Here is a 20,963-nt window from a genome sequence, read left to right on the forward strand (position 1 = left end):
GATGGGGTATCGAAGGCTTCTTCGCCAAACTCAAGCAGTGGCGGCGCATTGCCACTCGTTACGACAAACTCGCCGCCAACTTCCTCGGCTTCATCAAGCTCGCCAGTATTATGCTCTGGATCAAATAGTTAAATTGTCACTACGGCCTAAACCGTTGCCGCGATGAAAATGTCGAGGCATGGATTCCTGTGACAAGCACAGGAATGACGAAAGTGGGGATGGCTGCCCTCAACGAGAACCGTTGTGCAGGCTGCGGGGGTGGAGACTATCGGCTACATCAAAGCAATCCGTCATTCCTTTGCTTGTCACAGGAATCCATGCCTCGACCTTGCTTCCGGTGCGACGGTGAAGAAGCGTATACTGCTTCCGTCTAAAAACAATCCCCGGCCCCCGCTCAAGGATATTGCGCGCCGTTGACTGCCAGATACACCGCGTAGAGCGATTTGGTCGCCGCGATGAACAGGCGGTTGCGGCGGGGGCCGCCGAAGGTGACGTTGGCGACGGTTTGCGGGGTTTTGATCTTGCCGAGCAGCGTTCCCTGGGGCGAGAAGCAATGGACGCCGTCGCCCGCGCTGGTCCAGAGATTGCCGCCGGTGTCGAAACGGAAGCCGTCCGGCAGGCCGGTGTCGATGGTGCAGAAGACCGTACCGCCGGTTACGCTTTTACCGTCATCCGCGACGGTAAAGACGCGGATATGGCGCGGGGCGGTTTCGTCATGGCTATAGGCGCTGTCGGCGACGAAAAGTTTGGTTTCGTCGGGGGAGAAGGCGAGGCCGTTGGGCTGGCGGAAGTCGGTTATGACGGCGTCGAGCGTGCCGGCTCTGGGATCGAGGCGGTAGACATTGCGGGTCGGCTGCTCCGGTTCCGCCTTGTAGCCTTCATAGTCGGACATGATGCCGTAGGTGGGATCGGTGAACCAGATCGTGCCGTCGGAGCGAACCACCACATCGTTCGGCGCATTGAGCTTTTTGCCCTGATAGTTGCCGGCGAGCACGGTGATGCTGCCGTCGTGCTCGGTCCTGACGACGCGGCGTCCGCCATGCTCGCAGGTGATGAGGCGGCCCTCGCGGTCGCGCGTATTGCCATTGGCGAAATTGGAGGGCTGGCGGAAGATGGAAACCTCGCCTTCCGGCACCCAGCGCAGGATGCGCTCATTGGGAATGTCGCTCCACAGCAGGCAGTTCATGTCGCTGAACCAGACCGGCCCTTCCGCCCAGCGGCAACCGGAATAAAGCTCGTCTAGACCGGCGCTCGGCACGATCATATGGCGAAAACGTTCGTCGTGGATTTCGTAGATATGGGACAACAGAATACTCCGGAAAAGCTCAGCGTTCGGATCGGCGGCCGCTGGCGAGCATGATCACCGCGATGATGGTGAGCCCGGTCAAGACGAGCCGGACGCCCGCGCCGAAACCATAGGTGTTGAGCATCGAGACGATGAGAAACATGAAAAGCGCGGCGCCCCAGATGCCGGGGATGTTGGAATCCCCGCCCGCGACGGCCGTGCCGCCGATGATGACCACGGCAATCGACATCAGCAGATATTCCGTGCCCATATTGAGCGCCGCGCCGCCCGAGAAGCAGGCGAGCAGGAAACCGCAGAGCGAGGCCAGCACCGCGCAGAGGAGATAGGTGGCGAAGCGCGTGCCGTCGACCGGAATGCCCGCCATGCGCGCGGCGAAGGGGTTCTGCCCGATGGCGGAAATCCAGCGGCCATAGATGCTTTTCCTGAGCAGCACCCAGCCGATCAGGGAGAGGACGAGGGCGACCAGGGCGACATTGGGAAGCCCAAGCGTCGAGGCGGTGGTGAATTGCGCCAGGCTCTCCGGCGGTTTCACGCGCAATCCGCGATTGCTCCAGATGGCGGCGGACTGGACGAGGAAGCTCATCGATAGGGTGGCGATGATGGGCGGAATGCGCAGGAGCTTGATGAGCGCATAGTTGCAGATGCCGATGGCAAGGCCGGTGAGAAGCGCGACGGCAAGCCCCGCCAGCACCATGCCGTCCTGCGTATCCATGAATTTCAGCGCCAAGGTGGCGGCGAGCGTCATGTTGGCGGGCACAGAGAGATCGATATTGCCGGGGCCGAGGGTGATGACGAACATCTGCCCGAGGCCGACGATGACAGAGAAGGAGGCGAAGGTGAGGGCGGCATGGGAAAGGCCGTGCGCGCCCGCCCCGCCGGTGAAGAAGAGCGTGGCAAGCCAGACCGCGGCGGCGGCGAGGAACGACCAGATCCAGGGGCGGCGGTTGAGGGCGGAAAGGGCGTTCATTGCTTCTTTCCCTGTCTTTCGAGGCGATTGAGGAAAAGGCGCAGCGCCAGCACGACGATGAGGATGCCGCCTTGCGCGCCGATCTGCCAGTCGGGCGAGATGCGCATGAAGGAGAGGAACGAGCCCGCAAGCGCCAGGGTCAATGCGCCGATAACCGCGCCGATGGGTGAGACACGCCCGCCGACGAACTCGCCGCCGCCGAGAATGACGCCCGCGATGGAAAGCAGGGTATAGCGCAGCGCAATATTGGCATCCGCCGAGGTGGTGAGGCCGACCAGCGCAATGCCCGCGAGCACCGCGAAGAAGGCCGCGAGGGCGTAGGTTCCGGCGCGGATGGTGGTGATCGACCAGCCTGCGCGCTCGATGGAGCGGGCATTGCCGCCCGCGCCGCGCATCAGCACGCCGAAGGTGGAGCGCATGACGATGAAGTGCGTCACGAGAGCGATGAGGATGCTGGCGACGATGGCCATGGGCACGAAGGGCGGCTTGGTGGTCATGATCCACCGCGCCCAGTCCGGCGCCTGCCCGCCGGGGGAGGGGAGCAGCAGCACGGCGAAACCGCCCCAGACGAAGCTCATGCCGAGCGTGACGACGATGGAGGGCAAATTGCGCAGATGGATGATCGCGCCGAGCGCAGCGTAAGTTGCAATCGCGGCGATGAGGATCAGAACGCCGATGACGGGCGCGGTGTTGAGCCAGGTCGCCGCGACGCAGACGACGAAACTGACGAAGGTGCCCATCGACAGGTCAAGATCACCCACCGCCATGATGAGCATCTGCGCAATCGTCGCCAGCGCAATCGGCACGGCGAGATTGAAGAGCAGGTTGAGCCCGGTATAGCTCATGGCGCGCGGCTGCATATAGAAGACGGCGGCGAGTAGGAGGGCCAGCGAGAACACCGGCGTCAGCAGGCGGATGGTGGAGGAGGAGAGGCGCATCATGCTAGAGCATTTTACTTTCAGGCCGAAGCAATAAGGTTAGGTATTTCCGAAGGTACCGGCAATTTTAATGTCGAGGAATGGATCCCAGTGACAAGCACTGGGATGACGAAGGCGGGAATGGGTTCGCCATACCTTGCACCGCGGTGTGTGGGTGGCGAGGTTGGACATTGTCCGCCAACAGCCAAACCATCCGTCATCCCAGTGCTTGTCACTGGGATCCATTCCTCTACGCTTCTCATTCCGGCAACGGTCCAGAATTCTCACAGCCGTCAAATCATGAATCATTCTAATGTCGCTCCCTCGAAAGAGGCGGCAAGCACGTTCTTTTCCGTGATGTCCTCGCCAGCAAGCTCCGCGACGATGGCGCCGTCGCGGAAGACATAGACCCGGTCGCAGAGTTCGATTTCATCCATTTCGGTTGAGTACCAGACAAAGGTGCGGCCTTGTTCGGCCTCATGGCGCAGGATTTCGTAGACTTCCTGCTTGGTGCCGACATCGACGCCGCGCATGGGATCGTCCATCAGGATGGTGGTGGCGCTGGTGGCGAGCGCGCGGGCGAAAAGCACTTTCTGCTGATTGCCGCCCGACAGCGACAGGATGCGGTTGGCCATGTCGGGGGTGCGGATCTGTATCCGCTCCTTCCACTGACCTCCAAGCCCACCCTCCCGCTTTTGATCGACCAGCTTGAACGACGACAGCCGGTCGAGCGAGCCGATGGTGAGATTATGGAGGATGCTCCAGAGCGGAAAGGTGCCGTTGAGGCTGCGGTCGCCCGCGACGAAGGCGATGTCGCACTGGCGGGCGGGCAGCCAGTTCGGACGCCGGGCATAATAGAGATCGAGCAGCATTTTCGTCTGACCGTGACCGGCGAGGCCGGCAAGGCCGATAACCTCGCCTTTGAAGGCCTGGAACGGCTTGATATCGCGGGAACGCTGAGGAAGGGACAGAACCGCTGCGCCCGCCATTTCACTTTTCACCACACGGCGCGCGGATTTCTCGCGCTCAACGCTGCCCATGGCTTCGACGAGGCTGCGATTGGTGAACCCGCTCGCCGCGCGGGCGGCAACCACCTTGCCGTCCTTCATGACAACGATGCGGTCGCAGGTGGAGAGAATTTCGCTCAGCATGTGCGAAATGAGGATGACCGCGCCGCCCGTCGCGGTGAATTTGCGAACATAGGTCATGAGCTGCGCGGCGATGCCCGCATCGAGCGATGAGGTCGGCTCATCGAGAATGACGAGTTTCGGCGCGCTGCCCGGCGCGATGAAGTTGATGGCGATCTCGACCATCTGCCGCTCGGCGATGGAAAGCTCGTCCACGGTGGCGGAACAGTCGATCCGATGGCCAGGGAAGATTTCGCCAAGCTTCTTCGAAATGAGCTCGACGGCCTTGCCGCGCCAGTTCGCACCCTTGAGATCCGGCTGCATGATCCGGACGTTTTCCGCGATCGTCAGGTTCGGGAAAAGCGAGAGCTCCTGAAAGACGCAGCGCACGCCGGCCTTGCGGGCGGTGGCGACGCCATGGCCCGGCTCGCCATGATAGGAGAGGCTGCCCTCATGTGGGCTGAGCCCGCCATTGATGACATTGACGATGGTCGACTTGCCCGCGCCATTATGGCCGACAAGGCCCACGCATTCGCCCGCGCGGATCACGAGTTCCGCCCCATCCAGCGCCCTCACCGCGCCGAACCGCACATGGATATCGCGCGCGGCGACGACCTCGTTTTTCTCGGCTGGTTGTGTCATGCACTCAGACTGTTGTTAGAGATTCATTTTTTCGGTGGTGCGCGACGACACCCCCCTCTGTCCTGCCGGACATCTCCCCCTCAAGGGGGGAGATTGGCTGACACGACGCTCCGTCGCCCTCTTACAGCTTCTGCGATTGGTGCGGCACGTTGATGAAGGCGTAATCTCCCCCCTTGAGGGGGAGATGCCCGGCAGGGCAGAGGGGGGTGAGCAACGCTTATTTCGCCGCGTCGATCACCTTCTGAGCATCCTCCAGCGAATATTCGACATTTGCCACGCCGCCCTTCTGGGTGTTGGCGAGGTCCTTGTCGAGCGTGTCCTGGCTGACGCTCAGGAAGGGAACGACGAGGTCCTTCTTGACTTCCTTGCCGTCGAGAATTTGCTGCGCGACCCAGAAGGCCAGCGTCGAGACGCCGGGCGCGATGGAAACCGACATGGTTTCATAGCCGTTCGCATCCTTCTGCTGCTTCCACCACTGCAATTCATCCTCGCGGTTGCCCATGATGATGATCGGCGTCTCGCGCTTGGCGGCGGCGAAAGCCTGGGCCGCGCCGTAGCCGTCGCCGCCCTGCGTCACGACTGCATCGATCTTCGGCAGGCTCGGCAGAATGCCGGCGACCGCGCGCTGGGCGACGTCGGAAGCCCAGTCGCCATTGACGGAGCCGACGATCTTGAACTTCGGATGCTTCTTCACGCCCGCCTCGATGCCGGCATGGATGTTGTCATCAACCGAAACCCCGGCGAGGCCGCGGATTTCCAGGAGGTTGCCGCCCTCGGGCAGGCGCTTGGCGAGATAGTCGATCTGGCTTTCGCCCATTTTCTGAAAATCGACGGCGATGCGCCAGGCGCAGGGCTCGGTGACGATGCCGTCAAACGAAACGACTACAATCCCCGCATCGCAGGCTTCCTTGACCGCGCCGTTGAGCGCCGTGGGCGAGGCGGCATTGATGACGATAGCGTCATAGCCCTGCAGGATCATGTTCTGGATCTGTGCGGCCTGCTCGGTCGCCTGGTTTTCAGCCGTCGTGAAGGCGTCGGCGGCAGACACCACGCCCGCTTTCACAGCTTCCTTGGTCACCTTGTCCCAGCTTTGCAGCATCGCCTGACGCCAGGAATTGCCGGCATAGTTGTTGGAGAAGGCGATCTTCTTCGATGACGTATCGGCCATCGCGCCGCTTGCGGCCATGAGACCGGCCAGCGCCACGGACGCAAAAAGGATTTTTCCGAATTTCATGATTTCCTCCCGTTAACTCTTTGTTTTCGCCGCATGATCTTGTCGGAAAAGTCTGCAACTTTTCCGGATCATGCTATGCATTCCGCCGCGCCCCCGGCGCTCCGGAACGTTCGAACTGATATGGCGCGAAATCTTCCCCCGCACCGCCGCTCCTCAACGGCACCAGCCTTCCCGCAGGACGCACTTGTCTTGCGGCCTTTTTTCTGGTGAAGCGAGGATGGAGGAAGCGGAGCGTTCTGTGAAGGCCGAATGAAGCAACCGCATTGCGGGTTCCCGCAGCAAAATTGCGGTTTCCCGAAGGCGGAGCGGCATGCGCCGGATATAGGATCGCTTTGCGTTTGGGAGGAGAAACGCTTGGCTGAACTCGCGCCGGAAAGGCTGCTCGACTATTATCTCAATATTTCCCGCCTGCTGGCAGGGCAATTGGATTTCGACGCCATCATCCAGGCGGTGGCGGCGGAAATCGCGCATATCCTGCCCTATGACCATCTCGATGTCTGCATCAAGATGCTCGATGGCAAGTTTCATATCGCCTATGAAAGCGGCATCGCCACGGCCTGGAGCCGCAATCCGCCCGCGCTCCTTTCTGGCAGTCCCATCCGCACGCTCCTGTCGGGCGAGGTCGATTATCTCCTGACGGCGGATGCGCGCACCGATCCGCGATTCCACTTCGAAGGCGCCTTTTCGAGCCCGATTATCGAGCACGATCTGAAAGGGCGGCTGCATGTGCCGCTGAAGGCACAGGGCGATATCATCGGCGCGCTCAGCTGCTCCAGCCTGACGCCCGCCTGCTACGGCTTGCGCAATGTGGAGAATGCGCAGTCCATAGCCGATCTGCTGGCGCCCTATTTCTTCGCGATCCGCGCGGCGGAACAGGCTAAGCGCTCGGCGATTGTCGAGGCGGAGGCGCGGGCGCGCGAGGAGGGGCTGCGGCTGGGTGCGCTCAAGCTGACCGAAGCGCTCGAGGCGGAACGGCAGCGCATCGGCATGGACCTCCATGACCAGACGCTGGCCGACCTGACGCGGCTTGCCCGCCATGTCGAGCGTCTGACCCATGCGCCGGACCTTTCCGGCGAGCAGATGGAGCCGCTGTTCCGCGGGCTGCAGCATTGCATGGACGATCTGAGGCAGATCATCGAGGAGGCGAAGCCCTCCATTCTCCAGCTGTTCGGCTTTGCCGAAGCGACGGAAAACCACTTGAGCCGCTCGGTGCGGGACAGCGGCTCGCCGGTCACATGGCGGCTCGACGACCAGAGCGGCGGCATGGCGGACCGGCTGGAGGAGACGGTCGCGACCTCGCTGTTCCGCATCGTGCAGGAGGCGATCAACAATGCGATACGCCACGCCCAGCCGACCGAGCTCACGGTCCGGCTGCGCGACAAGGGCGGGCGGCTTTTCGTGGAGGTGGCGGATAATGGCTTCGGCATGGACCGCCATGCGCAGCGGCCCGGCCACGGCATCGACAATATGCGCACCCGCGCGCGGCTGATCTCGGCAAGCTTTGCGATCCGGAAAAATGCGGACGGTGCCGGGACCAGCGTGACGATCCTTTTGCCCGCCGAAGCATGTTCACCGGGCGGGGCATAAGGAAATGGGAGGAAAAATGCAGGTTCTGATCGTTGAGGATGACCCCTTGCACCGCGCCTATCTGGGAGAGGCGGTGCGGGCGGCATTGCCGGAATGCCGCGCCATATTGGAAGCGGACAATGGCTCGGCGGGCGAAAAGCTGGCGCGCCAGCACCGCACGGCACATATCGTCATGGATCTGCAGATGAACGGGCGCAACGGCATCGAGGCGGCGCGCACCATCTGGAAGGAAAGCCCGGAAACGCGCATCCTGTTCTGGTCGAACTATGCCGACGAGGCCTATGTGCGCGGCGTGTCGCGCATCGTTCCGGAAGGCGCGGCCTATGGCTATGTCCTCAAATCGGCATCCGACGACAAGCTGCGCCTGGCGCTGCGCAGCATTTTCGTCGAGGCGCAATGCGTGATCGACCGGGAAGTGCGCGGCCTCCAGCAAAAGAGCCTCGGCCATGCCAGCGGCTTCAGCGAGAGCGAATATGAAATCCTCATCGATATCGCGCTCGGGCTGACGGACCGCGTCATCGCTCGCCGCCGCAATTTATCTCTAAGGAGCGTCCAGAACCGGCTGCAGCAGCTTTATGAAAAGCTCGGCGTCTATCAGGACATGGGCGAGGCGGAGGAGGGGCGCTTCAACCTGCGCGCCCGCGCGGTTACGGTCGCCCTGCTGCGCAAGCTTCTGAACTATAGCGCGCTGGAGCGGGCGGAGGCCGAGCTCAATGAGTGGCTCAAGCGCTAGCCGCCTGCCGCACGGCATCGATGAATGCGCGCAGCGCCGGGGCCATCTGGCGCTGCCTGGGATAGCAGAGGAAAAAGCCGGGGAAAGGCTCCGACCATGCTTCGAGCAGCGGGACAAGCCGTCCTTCGGCAAGATCGGCGGCCACGATCTCGTCGGTGCAGAAGCTGATGCCGACGCCCGCAAGCGCGGCGCGTTTGGCCAATTCCTTGTCATTGACGATCAGCGGGCCATCGACCGTCACATGGAACCACCTGCCGTCCTCGCAGAACTCCCACGCATAGGGCTGAAACTGGCCCGGCCAGCGCCAGCGGATGCAGCGATGGCGCAATAGATCGCGGGGATGCGACGGCGCGCCATGCCGCCCGATATAGTCCGGGGAGGCTACGGCGATCTGGCGCATTTCAGGGCCTATCCGCACGGCGATCATGTCCTGCTCGATCACTTCGCCGATGCGCAGCGACACATCGAACCCGCCCGCGACCATATCGACCGCTTCGTCGTCCAGGGTCATGTCGACGACGATTTCCGGGTGGGTGCGCAGGAAGTCCGGCAGGATGGGTTCGATATAGCGCGCCGCACCCGAACGGAACGTGTGAACGCGCACCGTGCCGGAGGGACGCTCCCGCGCCTGCCGCGCGGTGACCACGGCAGCGCCCAGCTCGGTAATCGCCGGTCTTATCCGGTGAAAGAGGTTCTCGCCCGCTGCCGTTAGCGAAACGCTGCGCGTCGTCCGGTTGAGAAGCTGGATGCCGATGCTCTCTTCCAGCCCGCGGATCGTCTGGCTCAATGCCGAAGGGGTGATGCCGAGCGTCTCGGCGGCGCGGCTGAAGCTCAGCGCCTCGGCCACCGCCACGAAGGCGCGGAGCTGGTTATAATCGGAGCCGGGAAGAATGTTGTCCATACGCGCAGGAAAGCATTTTTAAGCGGAGCTAACAAGCGAAAGTGATTTTCCGCGTATTATACCGGAGCGGGCCGGTGGATATGTTCCTCAGCGTTAGAAGGAGACCAATCATGACCACATGGTTCATCACGGGTATTTCACGCGGCTTCGGGCTGGAACTGACGAAGGCCGCTCTCGCCAGAGGCGATACGGTCATCGGCACGGTGCGGGACGGGGCGCCCGAAATCGGCGCGGAGAGCGGACGGCTTCACGTGCTCAAGGCCGACCTGGCCGGGAAGGACGCGGCGGAACGGGTGGTGCGCGAGGCATTCGGCATCGCCGGCAAGATCGATGTCATCGTCAACAATGCCGGCTACGGCCTGCTCGGCGCGCTTGAAACCTCGACGGACGAGGAGATGGAACGGCTGTTCGCGGTCGATGTCTTCGCGCCGGTGCGGATCATCCGCGCGGCGCTGCCTCATCTGCGGCAGCAGGGCTCGGGCCATATCATCAACATCACCTCGATTGCCGGGCGCGCGCCGGGGCCGGGCTATGCGCTCTACGCCTCGGTCAAGTTTGCGCTCGAAGGGCTGTCCACCGCGCTTGCGCAGGAATTGCAGCCGCTCGGGATCAAGGTGACCGCCGTGGCACCGGGCGCGTTCCGCACCGACTTCCTGTCGAGCCACTCCATCCGCTGGACCGCGCCGGAAGACAGCGCCTATGCGCAAAGCGTGGGCACAGTCAGCGCCCGCTTCGCCTCCGCCGACGGTAAACAGCCGGGCGACCCAGCGCGCGCCGCGCAGGCGATCATCAAGGCCGTCACGACATCCGAACCGCCGGTTCACCTGCTTCTAGGCTCCGACGCCGTCCGCCGCGCCCGCGAGAAGCTCGATGCGGTGATTGAGGAGATGGATGTTTGGGATGAGGTGAGCCGCGGGACGGATTTCAGGGAGGGGTGAGACGCTTGAGACATGTCCGCCCCGGGGAAACTCGGGGCGGCGCTTGGCCGAAGCGGGGCAGTTTGGAGCACGGCCGGATTGCGGCAAAACTTCGTTACTGCTTGTCTTGGTCGTAGGCGCGACGATACCCCTCGATGATGGGCAGGTTCTCTCGAAGCCAAAAATTAAGTCCCTCAAGGGCGCGCAGAACGCCAACACCTATCTCGGTCAGCTCATATTCTACCCGGGGCGGCACTTCCGGAGAATAATGACGGACGACAAAGCCGTCGCGTTCGAGATTGCGTAGCGTCAGGGTCAGCATCCGCTGAGTGATCCCGTCGATCTCTTTTTTTAGCGCGGAAAAACGGAGCCGCTGTCCGTTTGCCAGGGAAAGGCGCCAAAGAACCTGAACAGTCCATTTGTCCCCGAGCCGGGCACAGATCCCGTTAGACGGGACTGGTCTGAACTGAGGACTGCAATCTGAATCCTGAGGCTGTTTCAAGCGTATCATTCTTGTGCCCAATGCTAAAAAATGTGCCGTCTTCCGGATGATTTATAATCGTATATATGGATTGCCCTTGTCCAACACGAGGGTTCTCAATGGCTAATGATAAACGTCCAATTCTGGTTTTCGGCGCTACAGGGCGACAGGGAGGGGCCGTCGCAAACGCCTTGCTGAGGGCGGGATGGCCTGTTCGCGCACTTGTACGTAACCCCGTCGAACCGGCTTCGATTGCGCTCCGAGACGCAGGGATCGAACTCGTCACCGGTTCGTTCGAGGACACCGATGCCATTCGGACTGCGATGAAAGACACTCATGGCACCTTCAGTGTGCTGCCAGCTAATTTGGCGGCAGACGATGAGGTACGCTATGGGATATCAATCGCGGCGCTGGCCGCCGAAAGCGGCGTTACGCACTTCGTCTATTCCTCGGGCGCCAGCGTCGGCGATACGCTGACAGGTGTGGCTCGTTTCGACGCGAAACCACGCATTGAGGCCTATATTCGCAAATTGCCCATTAGCGCAACCATCATCAGGCCGATGATCTTTATGGAAATGCTCGTACGGCCCGGTTTCGGTTTGGACAAGGGGCAATTGCGCTCTCTTATCAGGCCGGAACATTCGATCCAGCTTATTGCCGTAGAGGACATCGGGAAATTCGTTGCCGCCATATTCGCCGATAAGACCGGGTTCGGCGGGGTGACCCTAAAAATCGCAAGCGATAGAGTTACAGGCCGCGACCTCGAAGCCGCCTTTACCGAAGTCGCGGGTCGTCCCATATCCTACGCACGCTTTCCGGACGACGTTCTCGCAGCTCATGCTGACCTCGCACATATGGCCCGGAGCTTGGAGAACGGCCCGCTGGCGGAACAGGTCGATTTGGACCTCATGCGCGAGATCAATCCGGAGCTCCTCTCTTTTCGCTCCTGGCTTGCTACGAGCGGACGCAAGGCCCTCGCCGAAGCCTTGGATGCGGTGCCACCAGACCGTTAGGCTTCATGGGCTAATTCACTACCGTCACACTGACCGTGCGGCCTGCGACGAGGTGTGCGCCTTCGGGCAGCTTGTCGAGCTTCACCCGCACGGGGATGCGCTGGGCGAGGCGGACCCAGTTGAAGGTGGGCGAGACGTTGGCGAGGAGGCTGCTCGTATCGCTGCGCTCGCGGTCCTCGATGCCCCCAGCTATGCTGTCCACCGTGCCCTTGAGCTGGGTCTTGCTGCCCATGACATCGATGACGACCGGGTCGCCGATGTGGATGCGGTCGAGCTTGTTTTCCTCGAAATAGCCGGCGACATAGAAGGAATCCGTATCGACCAGCGCGGTCACGGCGTTGCCGGCGGAGACATAGTCGCCGGGCTGCAGCGAGAAATTGGTGATGAGGCCGTTGACCGGGGCTTTCACCGAGGAACACTCCAGATTGAGCGCGGCGAGGTCGCGGTCGAGCTGCGCCTGGCGCCATGCGGCATCGGCCTGCTGGGAGGCCGTTTCCGCCTGTTCCAGCTTCTGCCGGGTGACGGTGTTGTCATCGAGCTGGCGATAGCGCGCGAGGTCGCGGTTGGCCATGTCGAGCGCGGCCCTGGTGCTGTCCACCTTGGCTTCCGCCTGTTTCAAGGCGAGCTTGAAGCGGGCCTGGTCGATGCGGAAGATGACATCGCCCTTTTTGACGGGCTCATTGTCATGCACCAGCACCTCGCTCACCGGGCCGGAAACATCGGGCGCGATGCGCACCACATCGGCGCGGATCTTGCCGTCGCGGGTCCAGGGCGCGTTCATGTAATAATCCCAGAGATGCAGGCCGAGAAGCCCGGCGATGGTGACCATGACGAGCGTCAGGAACACCCGTCCGGAATGGGCGAAGAGCTTTTTCATGCGTGAATTCCATTGAGAAGCACGGCAGCGGTGCCGAGAATGCAGAAATACATGGCGGCATCGAAGAGGGGCCGGTGCCACACGAAACGGTAAAAGCGCAGGCGCGCAAGGACGCGCTGCATCAGGCCATTGGCGAAATAGGCGATCAGCGCCAGGACGCCGAGGGTGGGAATATAGATGCCGTAAATATCGAGTTCAGGTCGCATGGCAGTCATGTTTCTCTTGGGAAGATGCTCAGGCCGCTTTTCGGTTCGGTAATTGGGCACGAGGCGGCAGGTCGAGCGGCGGCGCATCGGGAAAGAGGTTGAAGCGCAACGCCACCAGCGCCAGGCGCGGGCGGTTGGCGGTGCCGGGTGATCCGTTGCCGATGACTGCGGCGATGGCCTGGTCGATCGACTGCAGCAGGCCGTCGCCGGGTGCCGCATATGGTTCGCCGCGCGCCAGCGCGTGGTAATGCGCGCCGACCCCGTCGAGCACCTTGTTGACGGCTTCGCGGCAGGCTTCGGGCAGTCTCAGGCGGTAGCGCTGCAGGTCGATGACGTTCATGCCGTTGCGCAAGTCGCGCAGGAGATCGACCCGGGCGATAGCGGATGACGGAATGAGGGCGAGGCGCGGCGTCATCAGGCCGACGCGGTCGATCATGCGCAGGAGCAGCCGGTTCATATATTCACGGCGCGGGCGTCCGGCCTCAAGGCTGGCGACGAGGGCGATGTCCCGCCAGCCCGCGCGGGCAAGGCGGCGGACGCTCCATTCCGCGCCGACCGAGCGGACGATGGAGGTGACCACCGCCGCAATGCCGATGCCCAGCACCGTCGCGATATTGGCATTGGCGAAGCTGGCGAAATCCTGGTTCAGATGCCCCTGCAGCATGATCAGGTTGGGCAGATTGACGCAAAGCACCATGCCGAGCAGGAATTGCGCGGGGATGGCGAGCAGGATGCCCGCCGGGATGAGGAAAAGGCCGAGCGACAGCGCGAGCGGGACAAACCCGTCCACCAGCGGCAGCAGCGCGAATTCAAACACGAAGGCGGCGGCGATGACGATGAGCGTCAGCCAGTTGAACCGGCGCATGGCAGGCACGGGATCGTCCATGCCGGCGAAGATGCAGCAGAAAATGCCGGCCATCATTGCCGCGACGCTGCCTTGCGACCAGCCCGAGGCGATCCAGAACGCGGCGGCAACCATGGTGGAAAGCAGGGCCGAGAAGCCTGAGAGGAGCGCCATGCCGTAGTCGCGGTGCATGGGGCGGCTCTTGCGGTGCGTGTCGTAGCGCCGCCAGCGCAGGGAATGGCGCGAGCCGGTGCTGATATCCTGCCTCAGCGTCAGGCAATCGCTCCAGATCTGGATCAGGTCGCGCACGCGGGCGGCGAGGTTGAGGGCCAGCAGCTGCTTTCCCTCGCTCGCCGTTGCGTCATGCCGCTCGATATCGCCGATGAGCCGCAGGAGACCGGCGCGTCGCTCCTCGGTGAGATTCTCCCCGCTTTCCAGCCAGATGCAGGCTTCGTCGAGCAATCGCTGCACCGAAGGCGGCCATGGCTTTTCGCCTTCGCCGGGTTTCATGGCGAGGAGGTCGCGCAGGCTGGTAATGATCGGCAGGACGGCGACCATGCGCTGCTGCAGAACCCGCAATTGCGTCTCCGCGCCGCGGACGGAGGAGGTGTCATAGGCGGCATGAGTGGTGAGATTGCGCAGTTCCAGCGTGTCGGCGGCGAGGCGCCGGCGGTCCCGCAGCGCATCCGGGCTGTCGCCTTCGCCGCGCATGGTGGCGAGCGCCAGCCTTGCGCCGTCCTTCAGCCAGTTGTCGATGCGGGCGACGAGCACGGGGCCGCTGTGGCGCGGGAAGAAGAGACGATTGACCAGCGCAGCGCAGATGATGCCGATGGCGATCTCCTCGACGCGGCCCACCGCATAGTCGAAGGCGGTCTGCGGTGTCGAAACCACGGCGAAACCGGCAATCGCCACCGTATAGCCCGCCAGCATGAAGAGATAGCTGCGTGGCGTGCCGTCGAGCAGGCTGACGACGAGGCAGGCCGCCATCCACAATCCGATGGCGAGGGTGAGGATTTCGGGCGAATTGACGAGGTTCGGCACCAGGAGAACCGTGACCGCGCCGCCGATCATGGTGCCGATGAGACGATAGAAGGCCTTGGAAGTGGTCGCGCCGGAAAGCGGATGCGCCACGATATAAACCGCCGCCACCGCCCAATAGGGATTGGGCAGGTTCGCAATCAGCGCGATCCAGAGGGCGAGCATCGCGGCACCGAAGGTCTTCAGCGAGAAAACGACATCCTGGAAACGGGGCGCGGTTTCGGCGGGCTTGGTCATGACGGGTTCGATGTGTTTGAGAGCGGCTCAGGAAGCGCCGCCTTGGAATTTCTCGTTCAGCCGGCGCAGCACATCCATGGCGGTGTCGACCGCGTCCGGGTCGAGATCGCCAAGAAGTGTGGTGCGCAGGCGAGTGGCAATCTTTTCCACTTTCGTCGCGGTGATGCGCCCCCCCTCGGTGAGCCCGACAAGCTTGATGCGGCGGTCGGCATCGTCGGCGAGGCGCCGGATCAGCCCTTCCTTCTCCAGCTCATCGATGACGCGGACTATGGTCGGCCCCTCGATGCCCACCCTTTCCGCCAGCACCCCCTGCGGGATGCGGTCGCCATGGCGCAGCAGAATCATCAGCGGCAGTGCGGTGGCGTCGGAGAGGCCATGCTCCGCCATCGCCACGTCGAAGGCCTTGCGCCATCCGCGCGTCGTCGCGGCCAGCAGCGTCGCAAACTCGTCCCAGGCTGGTTTCATTTCGATGCGATCCTAATAGATAGCTTCCTATCTATATGCGTATCATCTTCCTAACGCAATCCATGAAACGGTGTGATCAACAGTTTGTGTAGGGCGAGAGCGTGCCACAATGAGGAGGAAAGCGTGCTTTCATCGCTGCGGCTGCTTCTGCGTTGAGGCGTGGATTCCTGTGACGAGCACAGGAATGACGGGTTGAGAGGTTTTCCTCACCGAGAACCGTTGTTCAAAGCCAAAAGGTGGGAAACTCAAGTTGGAAACGTTGGTGGCGATAACAGCAAATCCGGCCGTTATTCCTGTGCTTGTCACAGGAATCCATGCCTCGACCGCGCCGCCGCCATAACGGCGCAGATGATTTCAAGCGGTCCCATTAAAAGAAAGGGTCTTGGAGCAGTGCAATGCGTATCAGGCATCCTGCTCCAAGTCCTACAGCTTACTTCCCCGCAGCCTGGGCCGCATACATATAGCTGTCGTAGCTATATTCCGCGACGCGGAACCATTCGAAGGATTCGTCGCGGAACTTCTTCCAGCCCGGATAGATTTTCGCCCAGGCGGGATGCTTCTGCGAATATTCGGCATAAAGCTCAAACGAAGCCTTGTAGGCGGCGTCCATCACGTCGCGCGGCAGCGGGCGCAGCTTGACGCCCTTGGCCACTAGCGACCGGATGGCGGTCGTGTTCTTGACGTCGTAGAGCGACTGCATGTTGACGTTCGCGCCCTGACAGGCGGCGTTCAGCGCGGCCTTGTAGGGTTCCGGCAGGGCTTCGTACTGCGCCTTGTTGATGAAGAAGTGGATCGTCAGGCCGCCTTCCCAATAGGCCGGGTAATAATAGTTCGGGGCGATCTGGTAGAAGCCGAGCTTTTCGTCGTCATAGGGGCCGATCCACTCCGCCGCATCGATCGTGCCGCGCTCGAGCGCCGGATAGATGTCGCCGCCGGGCAGCTGCTGCGGCACCACGCCGAGGCGGGACATGACTTCGCCCGCCACGCCGGCAATGCGCATCTTGACGCCTTTCAAATCGGCGACGCTCTTGATCTCCTTGCGAAACCAGCCGCCCATCTGCGCGCCGGTCGCGCCGCCGGGAATGCCGACAATGCCGTAATCGGCGAGGAAGGCGTTATAGGCCTCATTGCCGCCGCCATGGTAAAGCCAGGCGTTCTGCTGGCGTCCGTTGAGGCCGAAGGGGATCGTCGAGCCGATGGCGAAGGTGGGGTCCTTTCCGGTGAAATAATAGCCGCAGGTATGGGCGATCTCGACCGTGTTGGCCTTCACCGCGTCGAGCGCCTGCGCGCCCGGCACCAGCTCGCCGGCCTGGAACACCTGGATCTGGAACTTGCCTTCGGTGATCTTCGACAGCGTTTCGGCCATGACCACGGCGCCGCCATAGATGGTGTCGAGATTGTTGGGGAAGCCCGAGGTCAGGCGCCAGCGCAGCGTCGGCAGGCTCTGGGCGATGGCGGGCGCGGCGAGCGTCGCCCCCGTGGCGGTCGCTGCACCGGCGATGGCTCCCTTGGTCAGGAAGCCGCGGCGGCTTACTTTGTTGTCCGTCATGTCTGTTCTCCTCCTCACGAAATGGCTTGATATCAGGGGTTTTTCTGCTCCGGCGCGCCGAAACTGGGCGTCGGGGAGCCGAATGCGGGCGGTGGCGGCGCTTCCTGCGGGCTTTCCGCGCCGAAGGGCGGCGGCGGTGTGCCGAACGGATTGGCGCCGTCCGTGCCCGGCATCGGCACGTTCAACTGGATGGTAGCGGGATCGACGGCCGTCTGGCCGGATTTGTAATGGGTGACGAGCTTCGGGAAGGCGATAATGATCGCCACCATGGCCAGCTGCATGACGAGGAAGGGTATTGCGCCCATATAGATCTGGCCCGACGTCACCGGCTGGATGGTCTCGCCCGTCACCCTGTCCTTATAGGCGCGCGTAGGCGCGACTGAGCGCAGGTAGAAGAGCGAGAAGCCGAAGGGCGGATGCAGGAACGAGGTCTGCATGTTGACCGCCAGCATGACGCCGAACCAAATCAGGTCGATGCCGAGGCTATCAGCGACGGGGGCGAGCAGCGGGATGATGATGAAGGCCAGCTCGAAATAATCGAGGAAGAAGGCCAGGAAGAAGACGAGCAAATTGGCGACGATGAGGAAGCCGATTTCGCCGCCGGGGATGGAGGTCATCAGATGCTCCACCCACAGATGCCCGTTGACGCCGTAGAAAGTCAGCGAGAAGACGCGCGCGCCGAGCAGGATGAAGATCACGAAGGAGGAGAGCTTCACCGTCGCGTAAAGCGCGGCCTTGACGATGGAGAGATCGAGCCGCCGGTTGATGGCGGCGAGCGCCAGCGCGCCCACCGCACCCATCGCGCCGCCCTCGGTCGGCGTGGCAAGGCCGATGAAGATCGTGCCGAGCACGAGGAATATGAGCAGCAGCGGCGGCACGAGCGAGATGACGACCCGCCGCAACAGCTTCCACCCCTTAAGCGAGCGCGCCTCCAGCGGCAGGGCAGGAACGCTCTTCGGCTGGAGCAGCGACATGACGATGATATAGGCGGCATAGGCGGCGACGAGCAGCAGGCCCGGCACGAGCGCGCCCTTGTACATATCGCCGACCGACCGGCCCAATTGGTCGGCAAGGACGATCAGCACCAGGCTGGGCGGGATGATCTGCGCAAGGGTTCCCGATGCGGCAATCGTGCCCGCCGCCACGCGCCGGTCATAGCCATAGCGCAGCATGATCGGCAGCGAAATCAGGCCCATGGAGATGACCGAGGCCGCGACGACGCCTGTGGTCGCCGCAAGAATCGCGCCCACGAAGATCACCGCGAAGGCGAGGCCGCCGCGCACCGGGCCGAAAAGTTGGCCGATGGTGTCGAGCAAATCTTCCGCCATGCCGCTCTTTTCGAGAATAAGCCCCATGAAGGTGAAGAAGGGGATGGCGAGCAAAGTCTCGTTCGACATCTGGCCGAAGATTCGGTCCGGGATCGCGCCGAACAGATTGACGGGCAGCAGCCCCATTTCGATGCCGATAAAACCGAAGACGAAGCCGACAAAGGCGAGCGCAAAGGCGACCGGGTAGCCGATCAGGAGCACCACGATCAGCGACAAGAACATGATCGGCGCGAGATTTTCCGCGAAAAAGGCAAACATTCCTTAGGTCCCCTTCAAAGGGTCTGGGCTTCGGCGTCCGCAAGCGCGATGGCGTCGGGCATGTCGCCGCGCAGGATCGCGATGCGTTTGATGAGCTCGGAGACGCCTTGCAGCGCCAGAAGCCAGAACCCCAGGGGAATCATCGCCCAGACCGGCCAGAGGATAAGCCCGCCGGTATTGTTCGAGGTTTCGCCGGTCGCGAATTTCTCCATGACCGTCGGCCAGGAGAGGTAAATCGTAATGAGGCAGAAGGGGAGAAGGAAGAAGATCGTGCCGAGCAGTTCCACCCATAGCTGCGCCCGGCGCGACAGATGGCCGTAGACAAGGTCCACCTTCACATGCTCATTGGAGAGGAGCGTATAGGCTGCCGCGACGAGAAAGGCCGCGGAGAAAAGATACCACTGCGCCTCCAGCCATGCGTTGGAGCTTAAATTGAAAAGCTTCCGCGTGACTGCATTGATTGCGCTGATAAAGATCGCGAGCAGCAGCAGCCAGGCTACGGCCTTGCCCAGAAATGTATTGATCGCATCGATTGCGCGCGAGAGCGATAAAAGCCCTGCCATATAATCCTCCCCACGGCCATCTCCCATAGCCCTAGGGCAAGATTATCGTCCCCGCGCGTGCCGCACAATATGGGGGATGAGAAAATAAGCGGATAATCACGCTCCGCCATTCACCCTGTTATACGCGCCTAGAATAAAGCGTTCGGCGCGGAAGAGATATTCTTCGAGAATCCGGGCGGCATTCGCCTGCCTGCCGGCTTCGAGTTCGATGAGAATCTCCAGATTCTGGTCGATGAAGGCACCGTGCAGGAATTCCGGGTCCTGGATGAGGCCGAAGGCGAGGCGGAGTTCCAGCGAGATCTGGGCGTAGAGGTTCGAAAGACGCGGGCTGTCGGCGAACTCGACGATGGCGGCATGAAAGGCGATGTCGGCGCTGCCGACGCCGAGCCAGTCGACAGCGTCGCGGCAGCGGTAGGCGGTCTCGACGGCGTCGCGCATATTTTTTGCGCCGGGATGGCGCGGGTTGCCCTGCGCCAGCGCAGGACATTCGATGAAACGGCGCACACGGTAGATGTCCATAATGGTGGACATGCTCGGCGTCGCGACGAAGACGCCACGGTTGGTCTCGTAGCGCAGCAGCCCTTCCTTGGTGAGGATGCGGAAGACCTCCCGCAGCGTGTTGCGCGAAACTTGCAGCTCTTCGCTCAGCGCCAGTTCCGAAAGATGGCTTCCCGGACGCAATATGCCGGAAATAACCTTCTCGCGGATGCGCGCGGCAACCGTTTCGGCAAGCGTTTGCGCCGGTTCAGCCAAGCGATACTCCCTTATTTCACCTGAGTCTCAATAACTTCCGCTAACGTGCTTCGCTCCATGCAACAAGAAGTCTCCTTCGAAATATTTCATGGCGCAGGCTCTTTGGCATAATTTCTATGCAATTTGCCTAATTATAGAGCAGTATGTAAAAATTGTTCAACACTATGGACAGGATTGCCCTCCTTTGTTAGCGTCTGACCATAGCAGGGAATATCGGGCTGTATGCGGATGCTGACCATCGACCTCAACAGTGATCTGGGTGAAAGCTTCGGCCCGTGGAAGATGGGCGACGATGCTGCCATGCTCGAGGTGGTGAGCAGCGCCAATATCGCCTGCGGTTTCCATGCGGGCGACCCGGCGGGGATTCTCAGGACCTTGCGGGCGGCGGCGGAGCGCGGCGTTGCGGTCGGAGCGCATGTGGGCTATCGCGACCTCGCCGGTTTCGGCCGCCGCAACATGGACCCGTCGAGCGAAGAACTCATCGGCGATGTGATTTACCAGATCGGCGCGCTGCAGGGCTTGGCGAAGGCGGCGGGGGCGCGCGTCGCTTACGTGAAGCCGCATGGCGCGCTCTATAACACCATTGCCGTCAATGCGCGGCAGGCGGCGGATGTGATTGCTGCGATCCGCGCCGTGGACGAGTCGCTGGTGCTGATGGCGCTGGCCGGTTCGCCGCTCGTCGAGCAGGCACGGGCGGCGGGGCTGACCGTCGTGACTGAGGCTTTCGCCGACCGCGCCTATACGGCGGATGGCCAGCTGGTGTCGCGGCGGGAGACGGGCGCTGTCCTTCACGACCCCGAGAAGATAGCCGAGCGCATGGTGCGGCTGGTCAGGGAGGGCGTGCTTCCCTCTGTCGACGGCAGTCTTACCAAGGTTGATGCGCAGTCGATCTGCGTGCATGGCGACAGCCCCGGCGCGGTGGCCATTGCCCGGCGCGTGCGTGAGCGCCTCGAAGAGGCCGGGCTCGGCATTCGTTCCTTTGTTCCGGCGGTCTGACGCGCCCATGGCAGCAGCGCCCGA

The 20,963-nt window shown here is 62.4% G+C and carries 20 protein-coding genes and 1 pseudogene; 6 read left to right on the forward strand and 15 right to left on the reverse strand.

Annotated features, from left to right (window positions below):
- A pseudogene (locus ACOWVG_RS11930) lies at nt 1-128 on the forward strand (IS5/IS1182 family transposase); the annotation flags it as partial.
- A 266-nt stretch (nt 129-394) separates the two neighbouring features.
- On the opposite strand, the gene ACOWVG_RS11935 reads toward ACOWVG_RS11930, so the two are convergent.
- The 5 genes from ACOWVG_RS11935 to ACOWVG_RS11955 all read right to left on the reverse strand — a co-directional run bounded on the left by ACOWVG_RS11935 (nt 395) and on the right by ACOWVG_RS11955 (nt 6,193).
- On the reverse strand, nt 395-1,264 hold the full coding sequence (locus ACOWVG_RS11935; RefSeq protein ID WP_420962884.1) for an SMP-30/gluconolactonase/LRE family protein: 870 nt from the start codon (nt 1,262-1,264) through the stop codon (nt 395-397).
- A 61-nt stretch (nt 1,265-1,325) separates the two neighbouring features.
- Complete coding sequence (locus ACOWVG_RS11940; RefSeq protein ID WP_420962432.1) at nt 1,326-2,273, reverse strand: ABC transporter permease; 948 nt, start codon at nt 2,271-2,273, stop codon at nt 1,326-1,328.
- Nucleotides 2,270-3,211: an ABC transporter permease gene (locus tag ACOWVG_RS11945; protein ID WP_420962885.1), complete on the reverse strand. Its 942-nt coding sequence runs from the start codon at nt 3,209-3,211 to the stop codon at nt 2,270-2,272. Before ACOWVG_RS11945 ends, ACOWVG_RS11940 begins: the two co-directional genes overlap by 4 nt.
- 284 nt (nt 3,212-3,495) lie before the next feature.
- On the reverse strand, nt 3,496-4,959 hold the full coding sequence (locus ACOWVG_RS11950) for a sugar ABC transporter ATP-binding protein (RefSeq protein ID WP_420962433.1): 1,464 nt from the start codon (nt 4,957-4,959) through the stop codon (nt 3,496-3,498).
- 217 nt (nt 4,960-5,176) lie between these two features.
- Nucleotides 5,177-6,193 carry an ABC transporter substrate-binding protein gene (locus tag ACOWVG_RS11955; RefSeq protein ID WP_420962434.1) on the reverse strand — a complete coding sequence of 339 codons (1,017 nt, stop codon included), beginning with the start codon at nt 6,191-6,193 and terminating at the stop codon, nt 5,177-5,179.
- A 354-nt stretch (nt 6,194-6,547) separates the two neighbouring features.
- Here ACOWVG_RS11955 and ACOWVG_RS11960 point away from each other — a divergent pair, with 354 nt between their 5' ends.
- Nucleotides 6,548-7,780, forward strand: a complete 1,233-nt coding sequence (locus ACOWVG_RS11960; protein ID WP_420962435.1) for a GAF domain-containing sensor histidine kinase — start codon at nt 6,548-6,550, stop codon at nt 7,778-7,780.
- Between the two features lie 16 nt (nt 7,781-7,796).
- The gene (locus tag ACOWVG_RS11965) at nt 7,797-8,513 is read left to right on the forward strand and encodes a response regulator (protein ID WP_420962436.1); all 717 of its coding nucleotides are present in this window, start codon (nt 7,797-7,799) and stop codon (nt 8,511-8,513) included.
- On the opposite strand, the gene ACOWVG_RS11970 is transcribed toward ACOWVG_RS11965, so the two are convergent.
- Complete coding sequence (locus tag ACOWVG_RS11970) at nt 8,503-9,414, reverse strand: LysR family transcriptional regulator (protein ID WP_420962437.1); 912 nt, start codon at nt 9,412-9,414, stop codon at nt 8,503-8,505. The two genes, ACOWVG_RS11965 and ACOWVG_RS11970, sit on opposite strands and share 11 nt — an antisense overlap.
- 110 nt (nt 9,415-9,524) lie before the next feature.
- Here ACOWVG_RS11970 and ACOWVG_RS11975 point away from each other — a divergent pair, with 110 nt between their 5' ends.
- On the forward strand, nt 9,525-10,352 hold the full coding sequence (locus ACOWVG_RS11975) for an SDR family NAD(P)-dependent oxidoreductase (RefSeq protein WP_420962438.1): 828 nt from the start codon (nt 9,525-9,527) through the stop codon (nt 10,350-10,352).
- 94 nt (nt 10,353-10,446) lie between these two features.
- Here ACOWVG_RS11975 and ACOWVG_RS11980 read toward each other — a convergent pair whose 3' ends face one another.
- Nucleotides 10,447-10,842: a winged helix-turn-helix transcriptional regulator gene (locus tag ACOWVG_RS11980; RefSeq protein ID WP_420962439.1), complete on the reverse strand. Its 396-nt coding sequence runs from the start codon at nt 10,840-10,842 to the stop codon at nt 10,447-10,449.
- A gap of 89 nt (nt 10,843-10,931) precedes the next feature.
- On the opposite strand from ACOWVG_RS11980, the gene ACOWVG_RS11985 reads away from it, so the two are divergent.
- Nucleotides 10,932-11,825 (forward strand): NmrA/HSCARG family protein, encoded by an 894-nt coding sequence (locus ACOWVG_RS11985; protein ID WP_420962440.1) that lies wholly within the window; start codon nt 10,932-10,934, stop codon nt 11,823-11,825.
- 10 nt (nt 11,826-11,835) lie between these two features.
- On the opposite strand, the gene ACOWVG_RS11990 is transcribed toward ACOWVG_RS11985, so the two are convergent.
- From ACOWVG_RS11990 to ACOWVG_RS12025, 8 genes are all read right to left on the reverse strand, one after another.
- Nucleotides 11,836-12,702, reverse strand: a complete 867-nt coding sequence (locus tag ACOWVG_RS11990) for an efflux RND transporter periplasmic adaptor subunit (protein WP_420962441.1) — start codon at nt 12,700-12,702, stop codon at nt 11,836-11,838.
- Entirely contained in the window at nt 12,699-12,908 is a 210-nt protein-coding gene (locus tag ACOWVG_RS11995; protein WP_420962886.1) for a DUF1656 domain-containing protein, read from the reverse strand. The genes ACOWVG_RS11990 and ACOWVG_RS11995 overlap by 4 nt, the downstream gene beginning before the upstream one ends.
- Nucleotides 12,909-12,936: 28 nt before the next feature.
- A complete protein-coding gene (locus ACOWVG_RS12000; protein WP_420962443.1) occupies nt 12,937-15,027 on the reverse strand; it encodes an FUSC family protein in 2,091 nt (696 codons plus the stop codon).
- Nucleotides 15,028-15,054: 27 nt separating this feature from the next.
- The gene (locus ACOWVG_RS12005; RefSeq protein ID WP_420962445.1) at nt 15,055-15,492 is read right to left on the reverse strand and encodes a MarR family winged helix-turn-helix transcriptional regulator; all 438 of its coding nucleotides are present in this window, start codon (nt 15,490-15,492) and stop codon (nt 15,055-15,057) included.
- 430 nt (nt 15,493-15,922) lie between these two features.
- Nucleotides 15,923-17,041, reverse strand: coding sequence for a TRAP transporter substrate-binding protein (locus ACOWVG_RS12010; protein ID WP_420962446.1), 1,119 nt, complete (start codon nt 17,039-17,041; stop codon nt 15,923-15,925).
- A 32-nt stretch (nt 17,042-17,073) separates the two neighbouring features.
- The gene (locus ACOWVG_RS12015) at nt 17,074-18,627 is read right to left on the reverse strand and encodes a TRAP transporter large permease (RefSeq protein ID WP_420962447.1); all 1,554 of its coding nucleotides are present in this window, start codon (nt 18,625-18,627) and stop codon (nt 17,074-17,076) included.
- Nucleotides 18,628-18,641: 14 nt separating this feature from the next.
- Nucleotides 18,642-19,190, reverse strand: a complete 549-nt coding sequence (locus ACOWVG_RS12020; protein ID WP_420962448.1) for a TRAP transporter small permease subunit — start codon at nt 19,188-19,190, stop codon at nt 18,642-18,644.
- Between the two features lie 96 nt (nt 19,191-19,286).
- Nucleotides 19,287-19,943: a GntR family transcriptional regulator gene (locus ACOWVG_RS12025; protein ID WP_420962449.1), complete on the reverse strand. Its 657-nt coding sequence runs from the start codon at nt 19,941-19,943 to the stop codon at nt 19,287-19,289.
- A 228-nt stretch (nt 19,944-20,171) separates the two neighbouring features.
- Here ACOWVG_RS12025 and ACOWVG_RS12030 point away from each other — a divergent pair, with 228 nt between their 5' ends.
- Nucleotides 20,172-20,939, forward strand: coding sequence for a LamB/YcsF family protein (locus tag ACOWVG_RS12030; RefSeq protein ID WP_420962887.1), 768 nt, complete (start codon nt 20,172-20,174; stop codon nt 20,937-20,939).
- The last annotated feature ends 24 nt before the right edge of the window (nt 20,940-20,963 follow it).

This window comes from Brucella sp. IR073, from assembly GCF_049065735.1.
Taxonomy (GTDB): Bacteria; Pseudomonadota; Alphaproteobacteria; order Rhizobiales; family Rhizobiaceae; genus Paramesorhizobium.

Bases quoted from the DNA above. Each gene is read 5' to 3' on its own strand.
- ACOWVG_RS11935 (WP_420962884.1), bottom strand. From the start codon at position 1,264: ATGATCGTGCCGAGCGCCGGTCTAGACGAGCTTTATTCCGGTTGCCGC.
- ACOWVG_RS11940 (WP_420962432.1), bottom strand. From the start codon at position 2,273: ATGAACGCCCTTTCCGCCCTCAACCGCCGCCCCTGGATCTGGTCGTTC.
- ACOWVG_RS11945 (WP_420962885.1), bottom strand. From the start codon at position 3,211: ATGCGCCTCTCCTCCTCCACCATCCGCCTGCTGACGCCGGTGTTCTCG.
- ACOWVG_RS11950 (WP_420962433.1), bottom strand. From the start codon at position 4,959: ATGACACAACCAGCCGAGAAAAACGAGGTCGTCGCCGCGCGCGATATC.
- ACOWVG_RS11955 (WP_420962434.1), bottom strand. From the start codon at position 6,193: ATGAAATTCGGAAAAATCCTTTTTGCGTCCGTGGCGCTGGCCGGTCTC.
- ACOWVG_RS11965 (WP_420962436.1), top strand. From the start codon at position 7,797: ATGCAGGTTCTGATCGTTGAGGATGACCCCTTGCACCGCGCCTATCTG.
- ACOWVG_RS11970 (WP_420962437.1), bottom strand. From the start codon at position 9,414: ATGGACAACATTCTTCCCGGCTCCGATTATAACCAGCTCCGCGCCTTC.
- ACOWVG_RS11975 (WP_420962438.1), top strand. From the start codon at position 9,525: ATGACCACATGGTTCATCACGGGTATTTCACGCGGCTTCGGGCTGGAA.
- ACOWVG_RS11980 (WP_420962439.1), bottom strand. From the start codon at position 10,842: ATGATACGCTTGAAACAGCCTCAGGATTCAGATTGCAGTCCTCAGTTC.
- ACOWVG_RS11985 (WP_420962440.1), top strand. From the start codon at position 10,932: ATGGCTAATGATAAACGTCCAATTCTGGTTTTCGGCGCTACAGGGCGA.
- ACOWVG_RS11990 (WP_420962441.1), bottom strand. From the start codon at position 12,702: ATGAAAAAGCTCTTCGCCCATTCCGGACGGGTGTTCCTGACGCTCGTC.
- ACOWVG_RS11995 (WP_420962886.1), bottom strand. From the start codon at position 12,908: ATGCGACCTGAACTCGATATTTACGGCATCTATATTCCCACCCTCGGC.
- ACOWVG_RS12000 (WP_420962443.1), bottom strand. From the start codon at position 15,027: ATGACCAAGCCCGCCGAAACCGCGCCCCGTTTCCAGGATGTCGTTTTC.
- ACOWVG_RS12005 (WP_420962445.1), bottom strand. From the start codon at position 15,492: ATGAAACCAGCCTGGGACGAGTTTGCGACGCTGCTGGCCGCGACGACG.
- ACOWVG_RS12010 (WP_420962446.1), bottom strand. From the start codon at position 17,041: ATGACGGACAACAAAGTAAGCCGCCGCGGCTTCCTGACCAAGGGAGCC.
- ACOWVG_RS12015 (WP_420962447.1), bottom strand. From the start codon at position 18,627: ATGTTTGCCTTTTTCGCGGAAAATCTCGCGCCGATCATGTTCTTGTCG.
- ACOWVG_RS12020 (WP_420962448.1), bottom strand. From the start codon at position 19,190: ATGGCAGGGCTTTTATCGCTCTCGCGCGCAATCGATGCGATCAATACA.
- ACOWVG_RS12030 (WP_420962887.1), top strand. From the start codon at position 20,172: ATGCTGACCATCGACCTCAACAGTGATCTGGGTGAAAGCTTCGGCCCG.